Below are 19,670 nucleotides of genomic sequence, written 5' to 3' on the forward strand. Positions count from 1 at the left end.
AAGAAACGTATGACTGCATATGAAGATCAGGTCATAAAAGAATTGCAACAATGGAAACAGGCAATGTTGAAGGATTCGTCTATGATGGCGCGTTTTTCCAAAAAAGTACAGACAAAAGTTCAGCAGTTCATTCCTGAAAAAGTGCAACGCATATTAACAGAAACAATTAAAAAGATGGTACAGGGAATTAGTGCTGGATCAAACTTCATCAAACCGAAGTTAAAAGAAACAGATTGGTCTTTGCAAAGAAGAGACGAAGAAGTTTTAAAGAAACTGGATGAGTATAAAAAAATTGCTGCGGCAGAAGGAGCGGGCACAGGAGCAGGTGGTTTTTTCTTAGGGCTTGCTGATTTTCCGCTTCTACTTAGCATTAAAATTAAATTTTTATTTGATGCGGCGACGATTTATGGTTTTGATACGAACAAAGAAGAAGAGCGTCTCTTTATTCTCCATGTATTTCAGCTTGCTTTTTCAAGTGATGAGCATCGAAAAGATATATGGAAAGCAATTGAAACGTGGGATACGAAAAAAGAAAATCAGATGAACTGGGAGAAGTTTCAAACAGAATATCGCGATTATATCGACCTAGCAAAAATGCTTCAGCTTGTCCCAGTCATCGGCGCCCCAGTAGGAGCATACGCAAACTATCAACTGCTTGGGCGGCTCGGAGAAGTGACGATGAATTGTTATCGTTTCCGTCTTTTGCAGGAGATTTGAGGAACCCCCTTTGTGAAAAGGGGGTTTTCGTAGTACTGAGGTGGCGAAATTTGTCGACTGGTCGATAACTTGTGTCGAATCGCCGATAAAATGGAAGTAGCGCCGATAATTGAATGAGAATCGCCGATAACTTCGGAATAGCGTCGATAAATGAAGCGGAACCGCCGATACATTTTGTAAGGATAGAAAAAATCTCGAATTCGAGATTTTTTTCTTGCATTTCATTCACTTGAGGTGTAAAGTGATAGTAACGAAAGGAAGTGAGCCATATTGAGAAAGAGTACACTCAGTTCACTAATCTGGTTTCGTATTGCTCGATTTACACATCAAAGTAATTTATTATCGAATGAGTTTTTAAAACAGTTTCATATTACTGCTGCTCAGTTCGATGTATTGAATCAGGTTTCTATTTATCAGCCGCTCATGCAAAGTCAATTGGCTACGAAAGTAACGGTGTCAGAAGGCGGAATTTCACGTATGCTCACTCGACTTGAGCAAGAGGGATATATACAGCGTAAGCAGGATTGGAAGACGAAATGGATTACGCTTACTCCAAAAGGAGAAGAAAAAATACATGAAGTATTTGAACACCAACTTAACTTCCAAACGTCTATGCTCAATGAATGCTTAACAGAAGATGAACAAAAAACATTATATAAGATCATGACGAAGCTACAAAAACATACTGAACATAAATTAGAAAATTAAGGGATTACTTTTGATACACGTTATTTTTTCGTTATCACTTGATTAGTAAACCAAGAATGGAGGAACTATCGATGTATAAAATTAAAGGTCATCATCACATTTCCATGATTACAAAAAACGCAAGTGAAAATAATTATTTTTATAAACATGTGCTTGGTTTACGCCGCGTGAAAATGACGGTAAACCAAGATGATCCGTCAATGTATCATTTATTTTACGGAGATAAAACAGGGAGTCCAGGTACGGAGCTAACATTTTTTGAAATTCCACTAGTAGGGAAAACATACCGCGGTACAAACGCAATTACTCGAATCGGATTACTTGTCCCTTCAGAAGACAGTTTAAATTACTGGAAAGCACGATTTGAGGAATATGGTGTGCCTCATGAGGAAATCACAACATATGCGAATCGTTCTGCCTTGAAATTCGAGGATCCTGAAGGACTTCGTTTCGTGTTACTCGTTTCAAACGGGGAAAAAGTAGAACATTGGGAAACATGGGAAAAATCCGAAGTTCCGGCCCAGCACCAAATTCAAGGAATGGGTTCTGTGGAAATGACGGTGCGTCGACTTGATAAAATGGCGAGTACATTGACAAATATGTTTGGTTATACAGAGGTGAGCCGAAATGAGGAAGAAGCGATTTTTCAGTCTATCAAAGGAGAAGTCTTTGGAGAAATCGTTGTGAAATATTTGGATGGACCTTCTGAAAAACCGGGCCGAGGTAGTATTCACCATTTAGCAATTCGTGTGAAAAATGATGCAGAGCTCCTTTATTGGGAAGAACAAGTAAAACAAAGAGGTTTCCATTCTTCAGGAATTGTCGACCGTTTTTATTTTAAAAGTTTATATTTCCGTGAATCAAACGGGATTCTTTTTGAAATTGCGACAGATGGACCAGGATTTACAGTTGATGGAGATGTGGAACATTTAGGAGAAAAACTAGATTTACCGCCATTTTTAGAGGAACAAAGAGCGGAAATTGAAGCGAACTTATCTCCTATTGAAGAAAAATAATAAACTATTGGAGGAATATAAAATGAACCACTTAAAAGGAATACACCACGTTACAGCAATTACAAGTAGTGCAGAAAAGAACTATGAATTTTTCACTTATGTTTTAGGAATGCGTTTAGTGAAAAAAACAGTAAACCAAGATGACATTCAAACGTATCATTTATTTTTCGCAGATGATAAAGGTAGTGCAGGAACGGACATGACGTTCTTTGATTTCCCAGGCATTCCAAAAGGGGTACACGGTACAAATGAGATTTCAAAGACATCATTCCGAGTACCAAGTGATGTAGCATTGGAATATTGGGTAAAACGTTTTGATCGCTTAGAAGTGAAACATACTGGAATTAAAGAGCAATTTGGCAAGAAAACTCTTTCTTTCTCTGATTTTGATGATCAACAATATCAACTTATATCAGATGAGTTTGATAAAGGGGTGGAATCTGGTACACCTTGGCAAAAAGGGCCAATTCCATTAGAATATGCAATTACTGGTTTAGGACCTGTTTTCGTTCGGATTGCGAACTTTAGTTACTTCAAAGAAATGTTAGAAAAAGTTCTATTATTTAAAGAGATTGCTCAAGACGGAGCGTTCCATTTATTCGAAGTAGGAGAAGGAGGAAATGGTGCTTCTGTCATTGTAGAACATAATGTGATTCTTCCTGAAGCACGACAAGGTTATGGTACAGTGCACCATGCAGCATTCCGCGTAGAGGATCGCTCCGTATTAGAGGAATGGATTGAGCGAATGAGTGGTTTTGGATTCCCTACATCTGGCTATGTAAACCGTCATTTCTTTGAGTCATTATACGCAAGAGTTGCACCACAAATTTTATTTGAGTTTGCAACAGACGGCCCTGGTTTTATGGGAGACGAACCTTATGAAACGCTTGGAGAAAAATTATCATTACCTCCATTCTTAGAGCCAAAACGTGCAGAAATAGAAAAATTAGTTCGCCCAATTGATACAGTGAGAAGTACGAAGGAATTTATGAAAGAGTAATTTTAAGTTCTTTAGAAGATAGAAAGCCCCCTTTGGCTAAAGGGGGCTTTCTATTCGCGTTTTCTATTTCTTAAAATTTCTCACTCTTTTTTATTATACAGTATTTTATGTAATTATATAGTTTGTTTGGTTTTATATGTAATTTTTAAGGGAGTGTGGAAAGATGCGATGTTGTGAGAGATATTAGATAAAATAATATATTTACAAAAAATACTTGTTTTACCTTGTTTTGTTCGATTAGAACATATTACAATAATAAAATAATATATGTTTTATAGATTTCTAGAGTTGGAGTGATAAAATGCAGCCATTGGAAAATGAAATTCATCCTGATATGGTGAAAGTTTGGAAAATTCATGCTTTAATTGGAGCAGGTGTACTGACAGCAATTGTTCTTGCTTATCTCTTTTTTATGATTCAATTTCATTGGTGGGGCTGGCTTCTTGGTGTGCTATTTATTGGATCGTTAATCTATGCACCACTCGATTATTTTGTGTTCCCACAGCTACGTCAGCGGTATCATAGTTATCAATTAAATGAAGAAGAGATTGAAATTCAGCACGGTATGTTTATTGTAAAGCGTGTTTTAGTTCCAATGATACGCGTTCAGCATGTAACGATTGAACAAGGACCGATTATGAGAAAACATGGTTTGGCAGAACTGCAAATTTCAACTGCTGCTACGGCTCATAAAATACCTGGGTTAACGATGCGGGAAGCGGAGCGCTTAAAACGTCAAATTTCAGAACTGGTAAAGGTGAGTGATGAGGATGTATAAGAGGCAGCATCCGATCACGATTTTATTAGAATTAAAAATCTCACATCTACTGCCAGGAATCATTCCTTTAATCAGTTTGAGAGGAAAATTTGCCTTTTGGTATATGATCCCGATTGCCATTTTTGTTGGGACAATTATTTTTTCAGTTATACATTGGTATTACAAAGTGTACTGGGTGAAAGATAACGTACTACATATTAAACACGGAATGTTTGTTAAAAAAGAGAGTTATTTAAATAAAGATCGTGTACAAACCATTCATACAAGTTCACATGTTTTATATCAATTGTTCGGTTTAACAAAACTGAAAATTGAAGCAGCAGGCGGAGGGGATGAACCGGAAGTAAGTTTAGCTGGTATTACGATGCAGGAAGCAAAAGAACTCATTTCCCTTTTAAATGCGGAAGCATCCACAAAAAGAATGGATGTAGTCGTACAAGAAGAAAATTCATCTGAGTATAAGCTCACATGGAAGGAAATTATTTTCGCTTCTATCACTTCTGGTGAATTTGGCCTCGTATTTTCGATCCTATTGTTTATTTTTTCAAAGATACATGATTATGCTCCGGAATGGATGGTTGAAAAGGTAAAAAAATATGTGATGGGTTTTGATTTCTCCATTTCGATTTGGATATACGGTGCGCTAGTGCTATTTGTTTTATCGTGGATTTTATCAACAATTCGTTATGCCCTGAAGCATGCGAATTTTACAATTGTTCGAAATAGAAATGAAATACGAGTTTCACAAGGACTTCTTGAAAAAAAGGAAGTTGTTTTAAAGACGCATCGTATTCAAGGCATTACAGTAAAAGAAACATTGCTGCGCGAATTGTTAGGATATTGTTCCATTCATGCAGAAGTCATTCAAAATGTTGAAAAAGGGGAGACAAGTGTAACGCTTCATCCTCTTATGAAAAAGGCACATGTATCAGGTTTACTAGAACATTTAGAACTTCCTTATCGATTAGAAACAAATGTCATAAAGCTTCCAAAGGCTGCATTAAGAAGGTACTTGATTGGTTGGTGGATTGTTTTTCTCGCTATTACAATTCCGATTGCAGGTGCATCAATATATTTTGAGAAATATTTCGCCCTTCTCACATTAATTCCGTTATTTGCTCTTTTCACATGGCTAGGCTATAAATCGTTCACAGCTGGTGGATATGCATTGGATGATGAACAGTTGACGATTGTATCGAGAACGATTGGAAAACATACAGGATTAATACGCAGAAGACATATACAATCATTTTCTAAGACGCAAACGGTCTTTCAGCGAAAGGATCAATTATGCTCGATGACATTTGCGATTGCTTCATCAGTAGCTGGACATCATTATAAATTAGAACATACGACGATGAAAGATGCGGAAGCGATGCAAGATTGGTTTAAGAAAGCGAAAAAGATCACCCTCTCGTAAGGAAGGCACTGAAAAAGTGATTGCTTTGAAAAAATAACGTGCATTTTATCGATATATAGAAAACACAAAGGAGACCATCACCTGTATATAGTAGGTGGTGGTCTCCTTTTTCTTATTAGGTGGATTTTTTCAGTGGCCTCCTCGTAAGGAGGATGATCTTTTTTTCGTCTTTTTTTGTCGAAGAGTCGTTAACTCATGTCGAATCGCCGATATAATTTCATGTACTGCGCATCTCTTTGTCATATTGCAAGTGAACTAGATTGTTACCCTTGTACTTGAAATGTTGTTACAAAAGATGGTCTGGAAAAGATACTTTTTTGCGGCTCTGCATTTGTTTGTGCCGGACGTTTTTTATGCGCGTGTTCAAAAGATCTAGATTCTGTCCAGTCTTTAAAGTTTTGCTCGGTTTCCCACATTGTCATAATGACATATGTATCGTTACTTAATGGGCGAAGAACGCGAATCGCTTGGAAACCAGGTTCGTTTTCAATCAGCCCGGCGCGGTTTTTGAAACGATTTTCAAAAACAGGGCGCCCTTCATCTGTAACAGAAATATTGTTGCAAACAATAAAACCAGCTTGTCCTTTTAATTCCCCGACTGCATCGAGCACATCATATTGGAGTGCTCCTTCTACCGTTTTTTCTATATTTTCTTTATAAAACATATCTTTTTCATTATTTTTAGCGATAACATGTGGTTTTTCTAGAGGTGTTTCGTGTGAAATGATAGCTTTCATTTTTGGTGCCTCCTTCATAAGTTTGTTTTTATTATAGCAACTCTTACCAAAAACTTCGAAGAATATATACATAAAGAAGAGTCTTTTTCAAATAATAAATGTACCATCATTTGGAAAGAAGGACGAAGTATGAAGAAAATAAAGTGGACTGTAATAAGCGGCGTAGCAGTGTTTATAGTTGCAATCGTAATCTATAAACTAATCGTGTTAGCTGGTGGTTATATGATGGATGAAAAGCAGTTGGTTTTCCACTCTTCATCACGTATCGTTGATCAGAAAGGAAAAGAAATTACAAAATTATATATAGAAAATCGAGAACTTGTGCCAATTGAGCAAATTCCAAAACATGTGCAGCAAGCATTTCTTGCAGTAGAAGATGCGCGCTTTTATGAACATCATGGCATTGACTATCCTTCCATTTTCAGGGCGGTGTACCGGGATCTTCTAGCGAGAGAGAAAGTGCAAGGAGGCAGTACGATTACACAGCAACTCGTCAAAAATGTATTTTTAACGCATGAAAAAACATTTGTACGCAAGTTGAAAGAAGTTGCAATAGCGCTGCAAATCGAGCAAAAATATACAAAACAGCAAATTCTTGACATGTATATGAACCATATTTACTTTGGTCATGGTGCATATGGAATTCAATCCGCAGCTAAAATGTATTTTAATAAAAATGTAGAGGACTTAACTGTTGAAGAGGGAGCGATGTTAGCTGGGCTTCCGAAAGCACCAAGCGGATATTCTCCGTTTTTACATCCGAAAAAGAGTAAGGAGCGCCGTGATTTAGTCTTGTCTCTCATGCATAACCAAGGATATATAACAGCGGAGGAAAGCGTTCGTTATCAAGGGAAAACCATTGCGCTCTATAAAAATCTAGATAAACAGGAGCTTGCCTATATGCCCTATGTAGATATGGTCGTGGATGAAGCGGCACGTCTATATGGCTTGTCACATCAAGAAGTTCTCCGCGGCGGTTATACGTTTGTTGTTTCCATGGATGAAAATATGCAAAAGGTTGCTTATGATCAGTTTCAAGATGAAAAAAACTTCCCAGGGGGAGACCAAAGTGTGCAAGGCGCCTTTTTATTAATGGATAATCAGACGGGAGGAATTAAGGCGGCGATTGGCGGAAGAGAATATGTTCCAAGAAGCTTTAATCGAGTATTTGCAAAGCGTCAACCAGGCTCTGTGTTAAAGCCGCTTCTTGTATATGCGCCAGCCCTGGAAACAAAGAGGTACAATCCGTATTCTTTATTAACGAATGAAAAAACTGCGTTTCAAGGATACGTACCGCGAAATTATAATCATCAATATGCAAAAGAAGTAACGATGTATGATGCGCTCTTACAGTCAGCGAATGTTCCGGCGGTTTCTTTACTGCATGAACTTGGAGTAGAAGAAGGGAAGCAATATTTAGAAAAGGGAAACATTCACATTGCTGATTCAGGCTTAAGCGCCGCACTTGGAGGGTTAAAAGAAGGAGTTTCTCCGTTTGAAATTGTGAAGATGTATCGTGCATTTTTAGCAAATGGAAAAATTATTGAGCCGCATGTCATTGAAAAAGTATTCGATCGACATGGGAAAATGATTGGCGAGTCCCCAAAAGAGGAAACGAAAATTTTCTCAAAACAGACTGCGTGGTATATGACAAAAATGTTAGAGGGGGTTGTAGAGGAAGGAACAGCAAGAGCAGGAGTGTATAAAGGAGCACTAGCTGGAAAGACAGGGACGACTTCGCTTTCCAACCAACGTGAGGGCGTAAGGGATATTTGGTTTGTCGGATATACGCCAAGTTTAGTAGGGGCGGTCTGGATGGGATATGATCGTACAGATAAAAAACATACGTTATATGGTGAAAGTGAGTCTGCTACTGAGCTATTTAAAAAGATTTTAACGAAAGCTCATGTGCAGGACAAAGAAAAATTTAAGCGACCAAAAGGAGTTGCGACGATTAGTAAGCCCATTCATTTAAGGAAAATTGAACATTTAGAAGCGAAACTATCTTTTCATCCATTTGGTTTATTCACTGCAAAATTAAGCTGGAAACCTCTTCCTGATAAAAGGATTATGTACAGAATTTATCAAATAGAGAATGGAGTTCATACGTATATCGGAACGGTGAAAGGAACTGGTGAATATGATGTGAAATTTATTAATATATTTGCAAGACCAAGCTTTTACGTTGTTCCATATAACTCGCAAACAAATCGGGAAGGGGAAAAAACAAAAGTAGCTAAACCGTAGTTTTTGCTTGTGATATAATAAGAATGTTCCGAAAATAACGAGCGTTTTTATGAACGTTTGTGTCAATTTCATGAACAACATACATAATGTTATGCATTTTGTTTTTACAAGCTGTATAGTAAAAAAAGATAATTATCGAATAGGATTCGTTTGAAGTGTTCGTGAGGAAGGGAGCAAGGGCTTTGGTAAGAAATATAAATGAGACGTTTTTACAAGCATGTAAAGGGGAACGAACGGATTATGTACCAGTGTGGTATATGAGACAAGCAGGGCGTTCTCAGCCAGAATATAGAAAGATTAAAGAAAAGTATTCTTTATTTGAAATTACACACAACCCGGAGCTTTGTGCATATGTAACAAAACTTCCAGTTGATCAATACAATGTCGATGCGGCGATTCTATATAAAGATATTATGTCACCGCTTCCAGCAATTGGGGTTGATGTAGAAATAAAATCTGGAATTGGACCAGTAATCGAGAATCCAATTCGTTCTTTACAAGATGTAGAGAAGCTTGGCGAAATCCATCCAGAAGAAGATGTACCATATATATTAGATACTATTCGGTTGTTAACATCAGACATGTTGGATGTTCCGCTTATCGGTTTTTCAGGTGCGCCATTTACGTTAGCGAGCTATATGATTGAAGGCGGACCGTCGCGTAACTATCATAAAACAAAAGCGTTTATGTATGCAGAACCGAAAGCTTGGTTCGCATTAATGGATAAGCTTTCAGATATGGTCATTGCGTATTTGAAAGCGCAAATTCAAGCTGGAGCAAAGGCGGTGCAAGTGTTTGATTCTTGGGTTGGTACAGTGAATGTAGCAGATTATCGCATATTTATTAAACCAGCAATGGAGCGCATTTTTACACAGGTTCGTGAAATGAACGTACCGATGATTATGCACGGCGTTGGCGCAGGTCACTTAGCAAACGAATGGAATGACTTGCCGCTTGATGTAGTAGGATTAGATTGGCGCTTGCCAATTGAAGAGGCGCGCATGCGCGGTATTCATAAAGCAGTACAAGGCAACATGGACCCTTCGCTATTGCTTGCACCATGGAATGTCATTGAAGAGCATGTAAAAGGCATTTTAGACCAAGGAATAAAACAACCTGGCTATGTCTTTAATTTAGGTCACGGTGTATTTCCAGAGGTGAATCCTGATACGTTAAAACGTTTAACAGCGTTTATTCATGAATATTCGAAAGAGCAGTTAGCGAAGTAAAGGAGAATTAGGGGTATGAAAAAGAAAATTGGGTTGCTTGTTATGGCATACGGAACACCATATAAAGAAGAGGACATTGAACGTTACTATACGCATATTCGTAGAGGACGAAAGCCGAGTCCTGAAATGTTACAGGATTTAACAGAGCGCTATCGTGCAATTGGTGGTATTTCTCCTTTAGCCGCTATTACATTAAAACAAGCGAAACGACTAGAACAGCGTTTAAATGAAATGCAAGATGATGTGGAATTCCATATGTATCTTGGGTTAAAGCATATTGAGCCTTTTATTGAAGATGCTGTACAAGCTATGCATCATGATGGAATAAAAGAGGCGATTGCTCTTGTTCTTGCCCCCCATTATTCTACTTTTAGTGTGAAATCTTATATTGGACGAGCACAAGAAGAAGCAGCAAAGCTTGAAGATTTAACAATTCACGGCATTGAAAGCTGGTATAAAGAGCCGAAATTTATTCAGTATTGGGTAGATGCGGTGAAAGGCATCTATGACGGCATGCTAGAAGACGAACGTGAAAAAGCAGTTTTAATTGTATCTGCGCATAGTTTACCGGAAAAAATTATCGCATTAGGCGACCCATATCCAGAGCAATTAAATGAAACAGCAGAATATATTGCTCGTGGTGCAGAAGTTCCAAATTACGCGGTCGGTTGGCAAAGTGCCGGCAACACACCCGATCCATGGATTGGACCAGATGTGCAAGATTTAACGAGGGAGCTGTATGAAAAGTTCGGTTACACTTCATTTGTATATGCACCAGTTGGCTTTGTAGCAGAGCATTTGGAAGTATTATATGACAATGATATTGAATGTAAAATCGTGACGGATGAAATTGGAGCGAAATATTATCGCCCTGAGATGCCAAATGCATCGGAAGCATTTATCGATTGTTTAGCAGACGTCGTGTTCAAGAAACAAGCAGAAGTATTGTAATACTGCGCGCGGGAAAGGAGGGACTGTTTTGAAAAAAAGAGTGGTGATCGTCGGTGGTGGAATTGCTGGATTGACAGCAGCGTATTACTTACAAAAAGAAATTCGTGAACAAGGGTTGCAGATGGATACGTTATTAATAGAAGCATCAGGTAAGCTTGGCGGGAAAATTCAAACCGTTCGAAAAGAAGGATTTACAATTGAGCGTGGCCCAGATTCTTTCCTCGAAAGAAAAGAAAGTGCAGCTCGGTTGGTGAGAGAAATCGGTTTGGGAGACGAACTTGTAAATAATAAAGCAGGTCAGTCATTTGTTCTTGTGAATAATCGATTGCACAAGATGCCGAGCGGATCTATGATGGGAATTCCGACACAAATTACGCCATTTCTATTTTCAGGACTGTTTTCTCCGGTTGGTAAATTAAGGGCTAGTTTTGATTTTGTACTGCCACGCTCAAAACCAGTTTCTGATCAATCACTCGGTCAATTTTTCCGTCGTCGTTTCGGAAATGAAGTGGTTGAAAATTTAATTGAACCATTGCTCGCTGGTATTTATGCAGGGGATATTGATCAAATGAGTTTGATGGCGACATTCCCAAACATGTATCAAATAGAGCAGAAGTACCGTAGTATTTCACTTGGTATGCGTGCGTTCGCACCAAAACGAATAAAAGATGTGAAACCAAAAGGAATCTTTTTAACAGTAAAACCAGGATTAGAATCATTAGTTGAGGTAATAGAAGAAAAACTTGATACGAATACAGTGATGAAGGGAACGCGCGTTGAAAAAGTGAAAAAGCTAGGCGATGGTTATGAAATCACTCTGAGCAACGGAAAAGAAATAGAGGCAGATGCAGTTGTCATTGCAGCTTCGCATAAAGGATTGCCATCTATGTTTGCGCAGTATAAAGAGTTCCGCTTCTTCCGCAATATTCCGGCGACATCTGTAGCGAATGTCGCACTCGCTTTCCCGAAAGAAGCCATTAAGCGCGATATTGATGGAACGGGATTTGTCGTATCAAGAAATAGTGATTTTTCTATTACAGCTTGCACGTGGACGCATAAAAAGTGGCCGCATACAACGCCGGAAGGGAAAGTATTGTTGCGCTGCTATGTAGGGCGTCCTGGCGATGAAGCCATTGTAGAACAAACAGATGAAGAAATCGTTCAATTTGTATTAGAAGATTTACAAAAAACAATGGACATAGTAGCGGCGCCAGACTTTACTGTTGTAAGCCGCTGGAAAGATGCTATGCCGCAATATACAGTTGGACATAACAAAAGAATGGAAAAACTAACAGCATTCCTAAAACAAGAACTACCAGGCGTATATTTAGCTGGTAGCTCCTACGCTGGCACTGGCCTTCCGGATTGTATCGATCAAGGTGAGGCGGCTGTCAAATATGTATTATCTTATTTAGAAGAACGCAATAAAACAAAATTAATCGCGCAATAATGAAAACAGGAGATTGGTATCTCCTGTTTTTTTGGCGTTCAACATATATACATTCAATTCGGACTGTACTTTTATTTTTTTAAAATAAAAAAGGAGTTTTTTCGTAGTAGAGCGAATAAAATTAATTTTAAAATATTAGGAGGTATAAAAGATGCGAAATGTAGTGATTGATACAGAATGGAACCGAGAGGATCCCTCTTACATTCGGAAAAGGCTAGGAGAATACAATATAAAGCATCTGTCAGAAAAAGATAGAAACTTCGTTGGCGAAGATTTTTGTTTTAAAATTAAGGATGAAGAAGGGAATATCCTTGGCGGCATTTCAGGAAATACTAAAATGCAAAGTCTTGTCATTCAATTTCTTTGGATTGATGAAAGCCTTCAAGGGAAAGGGTTTGGCAAAAAGCTTATTAAAAAGGCTGAAAAATTCGCTATGGAGAAGAAATGCCGAATGATCAAGGTAGATACGTTTAGCTTTCAAGCTCCTGATTTTTATAAAAACTTAGGTTTCGAGGTTTATGGCACAGTAGAAGATTTCCCCGAAGGACATAACCATTATTTTTTATTTAAAAAATTATAATAGTAATATTGGACTGTTCAATTCGGACAGTCTTTTTTTATCACTATCATCGTAGTTTTGAAGAAGTGCAAGAAAGAAAATCAAAAGAACGGAACATATTGTACATGACTACTATGTTCCGTTCTTTATTGGAAAAGTTTCACCTTATTTTCATAAGTGACGCTCTCATTTCAAGAGGGAGAGAAGGGAAATGTTAATAAAATCTTTATCCATACCGATTACCATAAAGATAAGTTCATCAAAAGGAGTGGATTGTTAATGGGTATATTGGCAGTGGTAAGTTTAATAATTTCTATGATTAGTTTCATTCTCTCGGTATCGTTGCTTATTAATGAAGTAGTTTTTAAGGGAGTAAGGAAACTGAAAGAAATGAAGGTAAGGTCAATCCTTATACTTTTTATGACGTATTTTCTATTTTTTGTATTGTTTCTTGTGTTTCAAAACATGTAAACATCGAAAGAAAATTCGAAATATAACTATAACTAATGATGGGCAATGAAGTAGCATATGATATACTTTAGTTGGAAAATGGTTAATTTTGGGTGAGGTTTAAAGAGGTGATTTGCTGATGAATGGATATACCATTTTAATTATCGAGGATGATCATGCCATTGGTTCTATGTTACAAGAGGTATTAAAAGGAGAAGGATATCAAGCGCTTTGGATAACCGATGGTCAAAGAGCGCTAAAAGAAGTGAAAAATTCTGATATGATCATAATTGACATTATGTTGCCTGGTGAAAATGGATATGAAATATCAGAGAAACTGAAGGAGAATGGATACTCACTTCCTATTTTATTTCTTACAGCTAGAAGTGATATAGATAGTAAATTAAAAGGGTTATCTCTTGGAGAAGACTACTTAGTAAAGCCGTTTGACCCCCGTGAACTATTAGCAAGGATACAGTTGATACTAAAAAACAAATATGGTTTATTTACTCAAATTCAAAATATATATGTTGATGCAGTTAGTTATAGAGTATTTAAACAAAGCATACATTCTGAAATAAAATTGACGGCAACAGAAAGGAAGTTGTTTTTTTACCTATATGAAAATAGAGATAGAATTTTAACGAGGGAACAGATATTCAATTATTTATGGCCATTAGAGTATTCTAAAAATAGTGTATTAAATGTGCATATAAAAAAAATTAGAGAGAAAATTTCGGATAAAAACAATGATATTATTGAAACCGTTCATGGAGAAGGGTATAGATTAAATACCCTTAATTACGTATGAGTCTTAAGAAAAAGTATTATTTGTTATTAGCAACTATAGTCTTTTTGGTCCCAATTCTATACTTACTAACTAATCTCATTTTATTTTTACTTTATTTGGTTATGTCAACAGTTTTTCATTTAGAACAGCCGTATAATCAAACATTCATTTATTCAAGTATATTTGGAGTTTTCTTTGGATTATTGATTTTACTAATTGTAATTTCCTCTAAATCAATTCATTATATTTTGCACCGCATTGAAGAAATAAATAAAACAATAAAAAAAATATCTCAAGATAAAAAATTACCTCAAAAGTTACTCGTAAGAAAAAATGATGAAATTGGTTGGCTAGCCGAATCAATCAATGTATTAATTGACCGTTTGGCACATAAAGAACTCATGTTAAACGCAGAGCTATCTTTTAAAAAGGAGTATTTAAATAGATTATCTCATGATATTAATACCCCGTTAACAGCGATGAGGCTAGAGTTATTTTTACTACAAAGGGATGGAATACTGGGAGAAAAATCTGTTTTATCGCTCTCTGAACAAATTGATTATATTTCAAAATTAGTAAACCAGTTGAATCAAGAAGATTTAGAGTCTGTTAAAAAATCTTATATAATTTATGAAAATGTTGATATAGCAAACTTAACAGATAAAATGATAAAAAAATGGACGTATATATTTAGTAATAATAATATAAAAATTAAATATACGGTTAAGGATGAAAAACTTGTTTGGCGCAGTAACGAATTATGGATAGAAAGGATACTCGATAATGTGTTTCAGAATGCACAACGTCATTCAAAGGCAAGCTCTATTGATGTAATGATAAAAAATGGTGCTATTGTTATACAAGATAATGGAATAGGGTTCAATGTGGAGAAATCTCATCAAGGGTTAGGAATGTTAATAATTAAAGAAACGTGCGAGATATTAAAGATTAAATGTGAGTTGTCTTCAACTGATAGGGGGACTACATATACATTTCAAAGGTAACTATTTTAATAGAAAATGTAAAAAGCTTTTCCTGTAAACGTCAGGATAAATTTTACAGTTTTTGCTAATATGGACTTTTGTCTCTCACTTTATTTGAAGAAGCAGGTATGATCAACAGCCAAGGTTCTTTTCTACCTGTAGAGGCTCCATGTCAAGTGGGCGCTGTGTAATCTAAAGTGTAAAATTCACCTTGATGGTTATAATTGTTTTATTTACGAGTCGAAACGATAACATGCTTACTCTCGAACTCATGTTAGTATAATTCGGGAATATGCATGTTATTTTGTGATGTCTTAAGTACGAAAAGGATTCATTTTGTTTAGGTGTTTGTAGGAGTTTAAAGGACTCATAAATGGTTATGATATAATAAAATTCAAGTATACTAAGGGGGATGAATAAAATGATTTTTCAAAGCATGATAACAGCTATTATAGAAAAATTACAAGAGACGGTGAATCCCTATTGGATAATTGTATTTGGATCAACGGCTGAGAATAGAGAACGAGAAGATAGCGATATTGATATAGCGTATTTAAGTGATACAACTTTAGGGAACTATGAACGTTTTTTATTAGCGCAGGAATTAGCCAATATTGTTCATAGAGATGTTGATTTAGTTGATTTATCCGAAGCTTCTACAGTTTTTCAAGCTCAGATTATACATACAGGAAAGACAATATTTTGTTCGGATGAAGAACGGAAAATCATTTTTGAAATGAAGACTTTAAAAATGTATACAAAATTGAATGAGGAACGCCAAATCGTATTCGATGCTATAAAGAAAAGAGGGACTATATATGAAGAATGAGGTTATTTTAAATAAAATTTTGTAACTACTCAGCCCATAGTTAAAAACACAAGACAAATAGAGGTAACTGCTACGAAGCGCTACCCCTAGGTTTTAGATGAAAAGAGATTTAGATGTCTAAATCGAGGTTTTGTTTTTTATCTAGGTAATTTGAGATTATTCCCATGATATTTCCTCTAATAAAATTGTGTGATAGACTGTATGTAACTGGATATTGTGAGGGCGGGAGGTTGCTATCCTTTCTCTTATTTTAGAGAGAAAGGAGGTGACCGAATGGATTCTTTATTTAATTTATTGTATGACGCTGCTAAGGTATTCCTTACAGTATTTGCAACAGCTTATGCGAATGAGCTGGCGAAGAAGATTAACAGTAAACGAAATAAAAGAACCGCCCCCAAAGCCGGCAAGCGAAAGGGCGGTTCTAAAAAGAATAACTAGATTTTAGCAACCGACCGCCTTGCGGTAGCAGTTACCTGAAGAGATGTTAGCGCATCTCTTCTTTTTATTATATACACAAGGTATTACCATAATACTATTACAGTAATTATATCAAACATATATAAAAAATCAATGAGTACGTAATGGATATAATGTACAAAAGAAAGACATCCTAAGGTGCTGAACTGTACCCCGAATCGTGGATACTTAAAAAAAGTCCATGATTCGGGTTGTTTGTGTATTTTTATAAGCAAACATCGTTATAATGGATACAACGATAGAAGTGAGGTACGGAATAGGAGTAAAATGATTTTTCATGAACTACAAAGGAAACAACTAAAAAAGAATGGAAATGTAGTAACAGTATCAGAATGTTCGATTCGCTATTGCCCAGATTTTAAAGTAAGAGCTGTGAAAGAAAATCAACAAGGAAAAGGGCCAAATCAAATTTTTTTAGAGAATGGATTCTCTTTAGATATCATCGGTAAGGAGAAACCAAATCAATGTTTAAAACGTTGGAGAAAAACATATGAACAATTTGGTGAGGAAGGATTTTATACAGAGCGTCGCGGAAAAGGAAGTACGGGCTCTTCCAAATCACTCTCTTCTGACGACAAGTTAAAGAAAGCGGAAGCGCGTATTGCGTTTCTGGAGGCAGAACTAGAATTCTTAAAAAAGTTAGACGAACTCGAACATCAACAGTAAATCTCATTAGCAGGCATCAAATTATATATTCTTGTTCTCCTTTGCTAATAAACACTTTATATAATTTCTAAAGAATTTAAGTTCATTTTCACCTGGAGATGCCAATTTTCTCGTTTTGGGGTATTTGCTTTTCTTAGCTTGATCGCGTTGTGGTGCTACCTCTATAAACATATTACTGAAAATTGGGATGGTGTAAATTCACAGTGGGAAAATATAACCAGAAGATTATTAATTCCTAGTGTTCAAGGTGAAGCATTCAAGGAGGTTGCTAGTACCATAGAAGATTTCTTTGAGGAACAGGAATGACTTAATAGTCATTGTTGACTTAAAATAAAGTCCGATTAAAAGGTTGCTGAGAACATTCATTTTATCATACAAGAATCCCTTATATTTTGAACAAAGATTGATCGAAATATAAGGGATTTATAGCTTTACTCTCAAAAAGTTTTATAAAAAAGATTGATCATTTTGGCGGGCAAATAAGGTATAATAATTACCACTTCTTTATAAACTTAGAAATTCTTTTTCTATACTATTTTGTTCGAAACGAATGGTAGTAGGTTGCCATTAATGTCATTAACATTGGGATGGTAATGACAAGGGAAAATAAGAAAACTATCGAAAATATTGTACTTAATACCCCTGAACTTACTGAATGAACTAAATAACTTACAATCAGCATAGTCATACTAATTACAACTGCTGACATAACTGGTTGTCTAAGTATTTTTATTTTCTCCTGTTTTGTTTCTTTATCTGTATAAATTGGTTTTGTACCAGGTTTGGCCTTAAATAGGTGCGCTCCATAATAACTTGAACAAACATATTCCCAACCTGCCGATTCAAACATTTCAATATATTCTTCTAATTCGTTTTCTGCTAATGGTCTTATATCAAGACTAAAAATAGTATCTTCAGCAACGCCCTTTTCTAATTCATATCCCATTCGTTTAAAACGTTTCACAATCCATCCTTTTGCAGCATATTTTCTTAGCTTTTTTAAATCTTTTTCTTCTGAAAAAGCAATCCCATTTGACATTATGTATTTTGTTTTCCCCATTTTAGTTCTCCCCTTTTAATCCATTTTCAGCAAAATCAAGCATCGTTTTACGTCTCAAAATATCTTGTTCCAACACTTCTCTACCTTTATCTGTCAAAACATATACCTTCCTACGCGAATCTGAACCATCAAATAACTCAATGTAGGATTCGGCTATTAACTTTTTAATAATTGTGTATAGTGATGCAGGGCCAATGACTACTTTCCCATTTGTTAACTCCTCAATCAAACTCATCACTACATATCCATGTCTAGGCTTTGTAAATCCTGCCATAATATAAAATACAGAATCAGTTAATTGTTCTAATGATTTCATTTTCTTCCTACCTTCTTATATCACTTTATGATATATCTAAAAATAATATATCATAAAGTGATATAATGAACAATAAAATATTTAGATGAAGATACATTTTTGAGAAAGAAATGGAAGGATTGTGGAGAAAAGTGTGAATTAATACAAAAACGCGTGAGAAATAGGATCGCCTCATATCCTAGAGTAAAAGATAAAAGTTATGATATTGATGATTTACATGCCACACACGAATCATTAGAAGTATTAGAGGGTATTGATGAAAATTATGGAGTCCTATTATATTTAATAAAGGAAGAAGAGGAAAGGAAGGTAGCGAAGTTAAAGTATATAAGTTATATAGATGTCATTAGTATGTCAACACGAAACTAGACAATTTTTTTAAGGTATTCCTGTCTGTACTGAACAGGGCTCAAATAGCCTAGCGTTCTATGGATTCTACCATGATTAAGCCAGTTTACGTAGTCGTTCAATTCTTCCAAATTTGCGAAATGACGTCCGCGAATGAACTCTGTTTTAAAGATTTTGTAGGTTGCTTCCGCTACGGCATTATCGTATGGGCAACCTTTTGTACTTAATGAACGCTTGATTTTGAAAGTCTCTAACGTGTCATGAATCAGCTTGTTTTTAAACTCATTTCCTTAATTTGTATGAAATAAGGTAATCCGATTTAAGTTTGTTTGCTGTTCAGCCGTCTTAATATCTTTCTCTTTAAATGAGCCAGACGTATGATTTTGATTGATCCACCAATCCAATGATGATGGTGTTAGTTCGTATTCCTTCATGATGTCTTTCCTTGGTTTACCATTTTGATACAGTTGAACCATCTGGTGTTTCAATTCTGCTGTAAAGGTTCTTCTGTCTCTTTTATCCCGCATTAACGGGCAGTAAGACTCCCACCTCAAGATGCAGAGAAAAGCAAGGAAAATAGGTGGGAGTAGGGCTGCCCGTAACAGCCCGATTGGTGAGGGCTCATAATCAGTGGGGGATGAAGAAAACCCCCACTGATTAAAGTTTCACTTTATTTTTCGTCATAGTAGATTTTCCGCAAATATATTAGTGGTAGTCTACTTGACCTTAATTTTTTTGTCTAGTTCAGTGTAGCCTATCCACGTTTTTTAAAATGAATATACTTGCGCAAAAGGACTCCCTTTCAAAACATCTATAACTCATTGTAATAGCCGGGTGGTTGGTAGCGCCTTGCATTTGTTTTTTATTTACTTAAGTTAATTTTTTGTAAAGTTTGCCGCATAAATGTTCTTTATAAAGAACGATTTGTTATGATAGTAC

General features: G+C 36.1%; 20 protein-coding genes and 2 pseudogenes. 17 read left to right on the forward strand and 5 right to left on the reverse strand.

The genetic code is table 11. The features are described 5' to 3' along the window. Nucleotides 1-9 precede the first annotated feature (9 nt). The 6 genes from MR058_RS01270 (at nt 10) to MR058_RS01295 (ending at nt 5,639) form a co-directional block, all read left to right on the forward strand. Nucleotides 10-717, forward strand: coding sequence for an EcsC family protein (locus MR058_RS01270; RefSeq protein WP_242142116.1), 708 nt, complete (start codon nt 10-12; stop codon nt 715-717). A 270-nt stretch (nt 718-987) separates the two neighbouring features. After that, nucleotides 988-1,425, forward strand: a complete 438-nt coding sequence (locus tag MR058_RS01275; RefSeq protein ID WP_242142118.1) for a MarR family winged helix-turn-helix transcriptional regulator — start codon at nt 988-990, stop codon at nt 1,423-1,425. Nucleotides 1,426-1,496: 71 nt separating this feature from the next. After that, nucleotides 1,497-2,441, forward strand: a complete 945-nt coding sequence (locus tag MR058_RS01280; protein ID WP_242142121.1) for a ring-cleaving dioxygenase — start codon at nt 1,497-1,499, stop codon at nt 2,439-2,441. A 22-nt stretch (nt 2,442-2,463) separates the two neighbouring features. Further along, nucleotides 2,464-3,441 (forward strand): ring-cleaving dioxygenase, encoded by a 978-nt coding sequence (locus MR058_RS01285; protein ID WP_242142123.1) that lies wholly within the window; start codon nt 2,464-2,466, stop codon nt 3,439-3,441. A 301-nt stretch (nt 3,442-3,742) separates the two neighbouring features. Further along, a complete protein-coding gene (locus tag MR058_RS01290; RefSeq protein ID WP_242142125.1) occupies nt 3,743-4,219 on the forward strand; it encodes a PH domain-containing protein in 477 nt (158 codons plus the stop codon). Then, nucleotides 4,212-5,639: a PH domain-containing protein gene (locus MR058_RS01295; RefSeq protein ID WP_242142127.1), complete on the forward strand. Its 1,428-nt coding sequence runs from the start codon at nt 4,212-4,214 to the stop codon at nt 5,637-5,639. Before MR058_RS01290 ends, MR058_RS01295 begins: the two co-directional genes overlap by 8 nt. 263 nt (nt 5,640-5,902) lie before the next feature. Here MR058_RS01295 and MR058_RS01300 read toward each other — a convergent pair whose 3' ends face one another. Next, entirely contained in the window at nt 5,903-6,376 is a 474-nt protein-coding gene (locus MR058_RS01300; RefSeq protein ID WP_242142128.1) for an antibiotic biosynthesis monooxygenase family protein, read from the reverse strand. A 129-nt stretch (nt 6,377-6,505) separates the two neighbouring features. Here MR058_RS01300 and MR058_RS01305 point away from each other — a divergent pair, with 129 nt between their 5' ends. From MR058_RS01305 to MR058_RS01350, 10 genes are all read left to right on the forward strand, one after another. Further along, on the forward strand, nt 6,506-8,623 hold the full coding sequence (locus MR058_RS01305) for a transglycosylase domain-containing protein (protein WP_242142130.1): 2,118 nt from the start codon (nt 6,506-6,508) through the stop codon (nt 8,621-8,623). A 182-nt stretch (nt 8,624-8,805) separates the two neighbouring features. Continuing rightward, on the forward strand, nt 8,806-9,852 hold the full coding sequence (hemE, locus tag MR058_RS01310) for a uroporphyrinogen decarboxylase (protein ID WP_242142133.1): 1,047 nt from the start codon (nt 8,806-8,808) through the stop codon (nt 9,850-9,852). Between the two features lie 15 nt (nt 9,853-9,867). Then, nucleotides 9,868-10,803: a ferrochelatase gene (gene hemH, locus MR058_RS01315; protein ID WP_242142135.1), complete on the forward strand. Its 936-nt coding sequence runs from the start codon at nt 9,868-9,870 to the stop codon at nt 10,801-10,803. A gap of 28 nt (nt 10,804-10,831) precedes the next feature. Further along, nucleotides 10,832-12,253 (forward strand): protoporphyrinogen oxidase, encoded by a 1,422-nt coding sequence (gene hemY, locus MR058_RS01320; RefSeq protein WP_242142137.1) that lies wholly within the window; start codon nt 10,832-10,834, stop codon nt 12,251-12,253. A 163-nt stretch (nt 12,254-12,416) separates the two neighbouring features. Further along, the gene (locus MR058_RS01325; protein ID WP_242142138.1) at nt 12,417-12,833 is read left to right on the forward strand and encodes a GNAT family N-acetyltransferase; all 417 of its coding nucleotides are present in this window, start codon (nt 12,417-12,419) and stop codon (nt 12,831-12,833) included. A 568-nt stretch (nt 12,834-13,401) separates the two neighbouring features. After that, nucleotides 13,402-14,073, forward strand: a complete 672-nt coding sequence (locus tag MR058_RS01330; RefSeq protein WP_242142140.1) for a response regulator transcription factor — start codon at nt 13,402-13,404, stop codon at nt 14,071-14,073. Between the two features lie 101 nt (nt 14,074-14,174). Beyond that, the gene (locus MR058_RS01335) at nt 14,175-15,056 is read left to right on the forward strand and encodes a HAMP domain-containing sensor histidine kinase (RefSeq protein WP_242142142.1); all 882 of its coding nucleotides are present in this window, start codon (nt 14,175-14,177) and stop codon (nt 15,054-15,056) included. Between the two features lie 400 nt (nt 15,057-15,456). Beyond that, nucleotides 15,457-15,864: a type VII toxin-antitoxin system MntA family adenylyltransferase antitoxin gene (gene mntA, locus MR058_RS01340; RefSeq protein WP_242142144.1), complete on the forward strand. Its 408-nt coding sequence runs from the start codon at nt 15,457-15,459 to the stop codon at nt 15,862-15,864. Nucleotides 15,865-16,137: 273 nt separating this feature from the next. Beyond that, on the forward strand, nt 16,138-16,302 hold the full coding sequence (locus MR058_RS01345) for a hypothetical protein (protein ID WP_242142146.1): 165 nt from the start codon (nt 16,138-16,140) through the stop codon (nt 16,300-16,302). Between the two features lie 306 nt (nt 16,303-16,608). Further along, nucleotides 16,609-17,007: an HTH domain-containing protein gene (locus tag MR058_RS01350; RefSeq protein WP_242142148.1), complete on the forward strand. Its 399-nt coding sequence runs from the start codon at nt 16,609-16,611 to the stop codon at nt 17,005-17,007. Nucleotides 17,008-17,539: 532 nt separating this feature from the next. On the opposite strand, the gene MR058_RS01355 is transcribed toward MR058_RS01350, so the two are convergent. Further along, nucleotides 17,540-18,067 (reverse strand): DUF2812 domain-containing protein, encoded by a 528-nt coding sequence (locus tag MR058_RS01355; protein WP_242142150.1) that lies wholly within the window; start codon nt 18,065-18,067, stop codon nt 17,540-17,542. A gap of 1 nt (nt 18,068) precedes the next feature. Next, on the reverse strand, nt 18,069-18,383 hold the full coding sequence (locus MR058_RS01360) for a PadR family transcriptional regulator (RefSeq protein ID WP_242142152.1): 315 nt from the start codon (nt 18,381-18,383) through the stop codon (nt 18,069-18,071). A 99-nt stretch (nt 18,384-18,482) separates the two neighbouring features. On the opposite strand from MR058_RS01360, the gene MR058_RS01365 reads away from it, so the two are divergent. Next, nucleotides 18,483-18,752, forward strand: coding sequence for a hypothetical protein (locus tag MR058_RS01365; RefSeq protein WP_242142153.1), 270 nt, complete (start codon nt 18,483-18,485; stop codon nt 18,750-18,752). On the opposite strand, the pseudogene MR058_RS23560 reads toward MR058_RS01365, so the two are convergent. Together MR058_RS23560 and MR058_RS23565 are read right to left on the reverse strand one after the other, a co-directional pair. Then, a pseudogene (locus MR058_RS23560) lies at nt 18,749-19,054 on the reverse strand (IS3 family transposase); the annotation flags it as partial. The gene MR058_RS01365 and the pseudogene MR058_RS23560 overlap by 4 nt on opposite strands. Before the next feature lie 72 nt (nt 19,055-19,126). After that, nucleotides 19,127-19,258: pseudogene (locus tag MR058_RS23565) on the reverse strand (transposase); the annotation flags it as partial. Nucleotides 19,259-19,670 lie beyond the last annotated feature (412 nt).

Source organism: Bacillus cereus group sp. BfR-BA-01430 (assembly GCF_022663115.1).
In the GTDB taxonomy this organism is placed as follows: domain Bacteria; phylum Bacillota; class Bacilli; order Bacillales; family Bacillaceae_G; genus Bacillus_A; species Bacillus_A cereus_BD.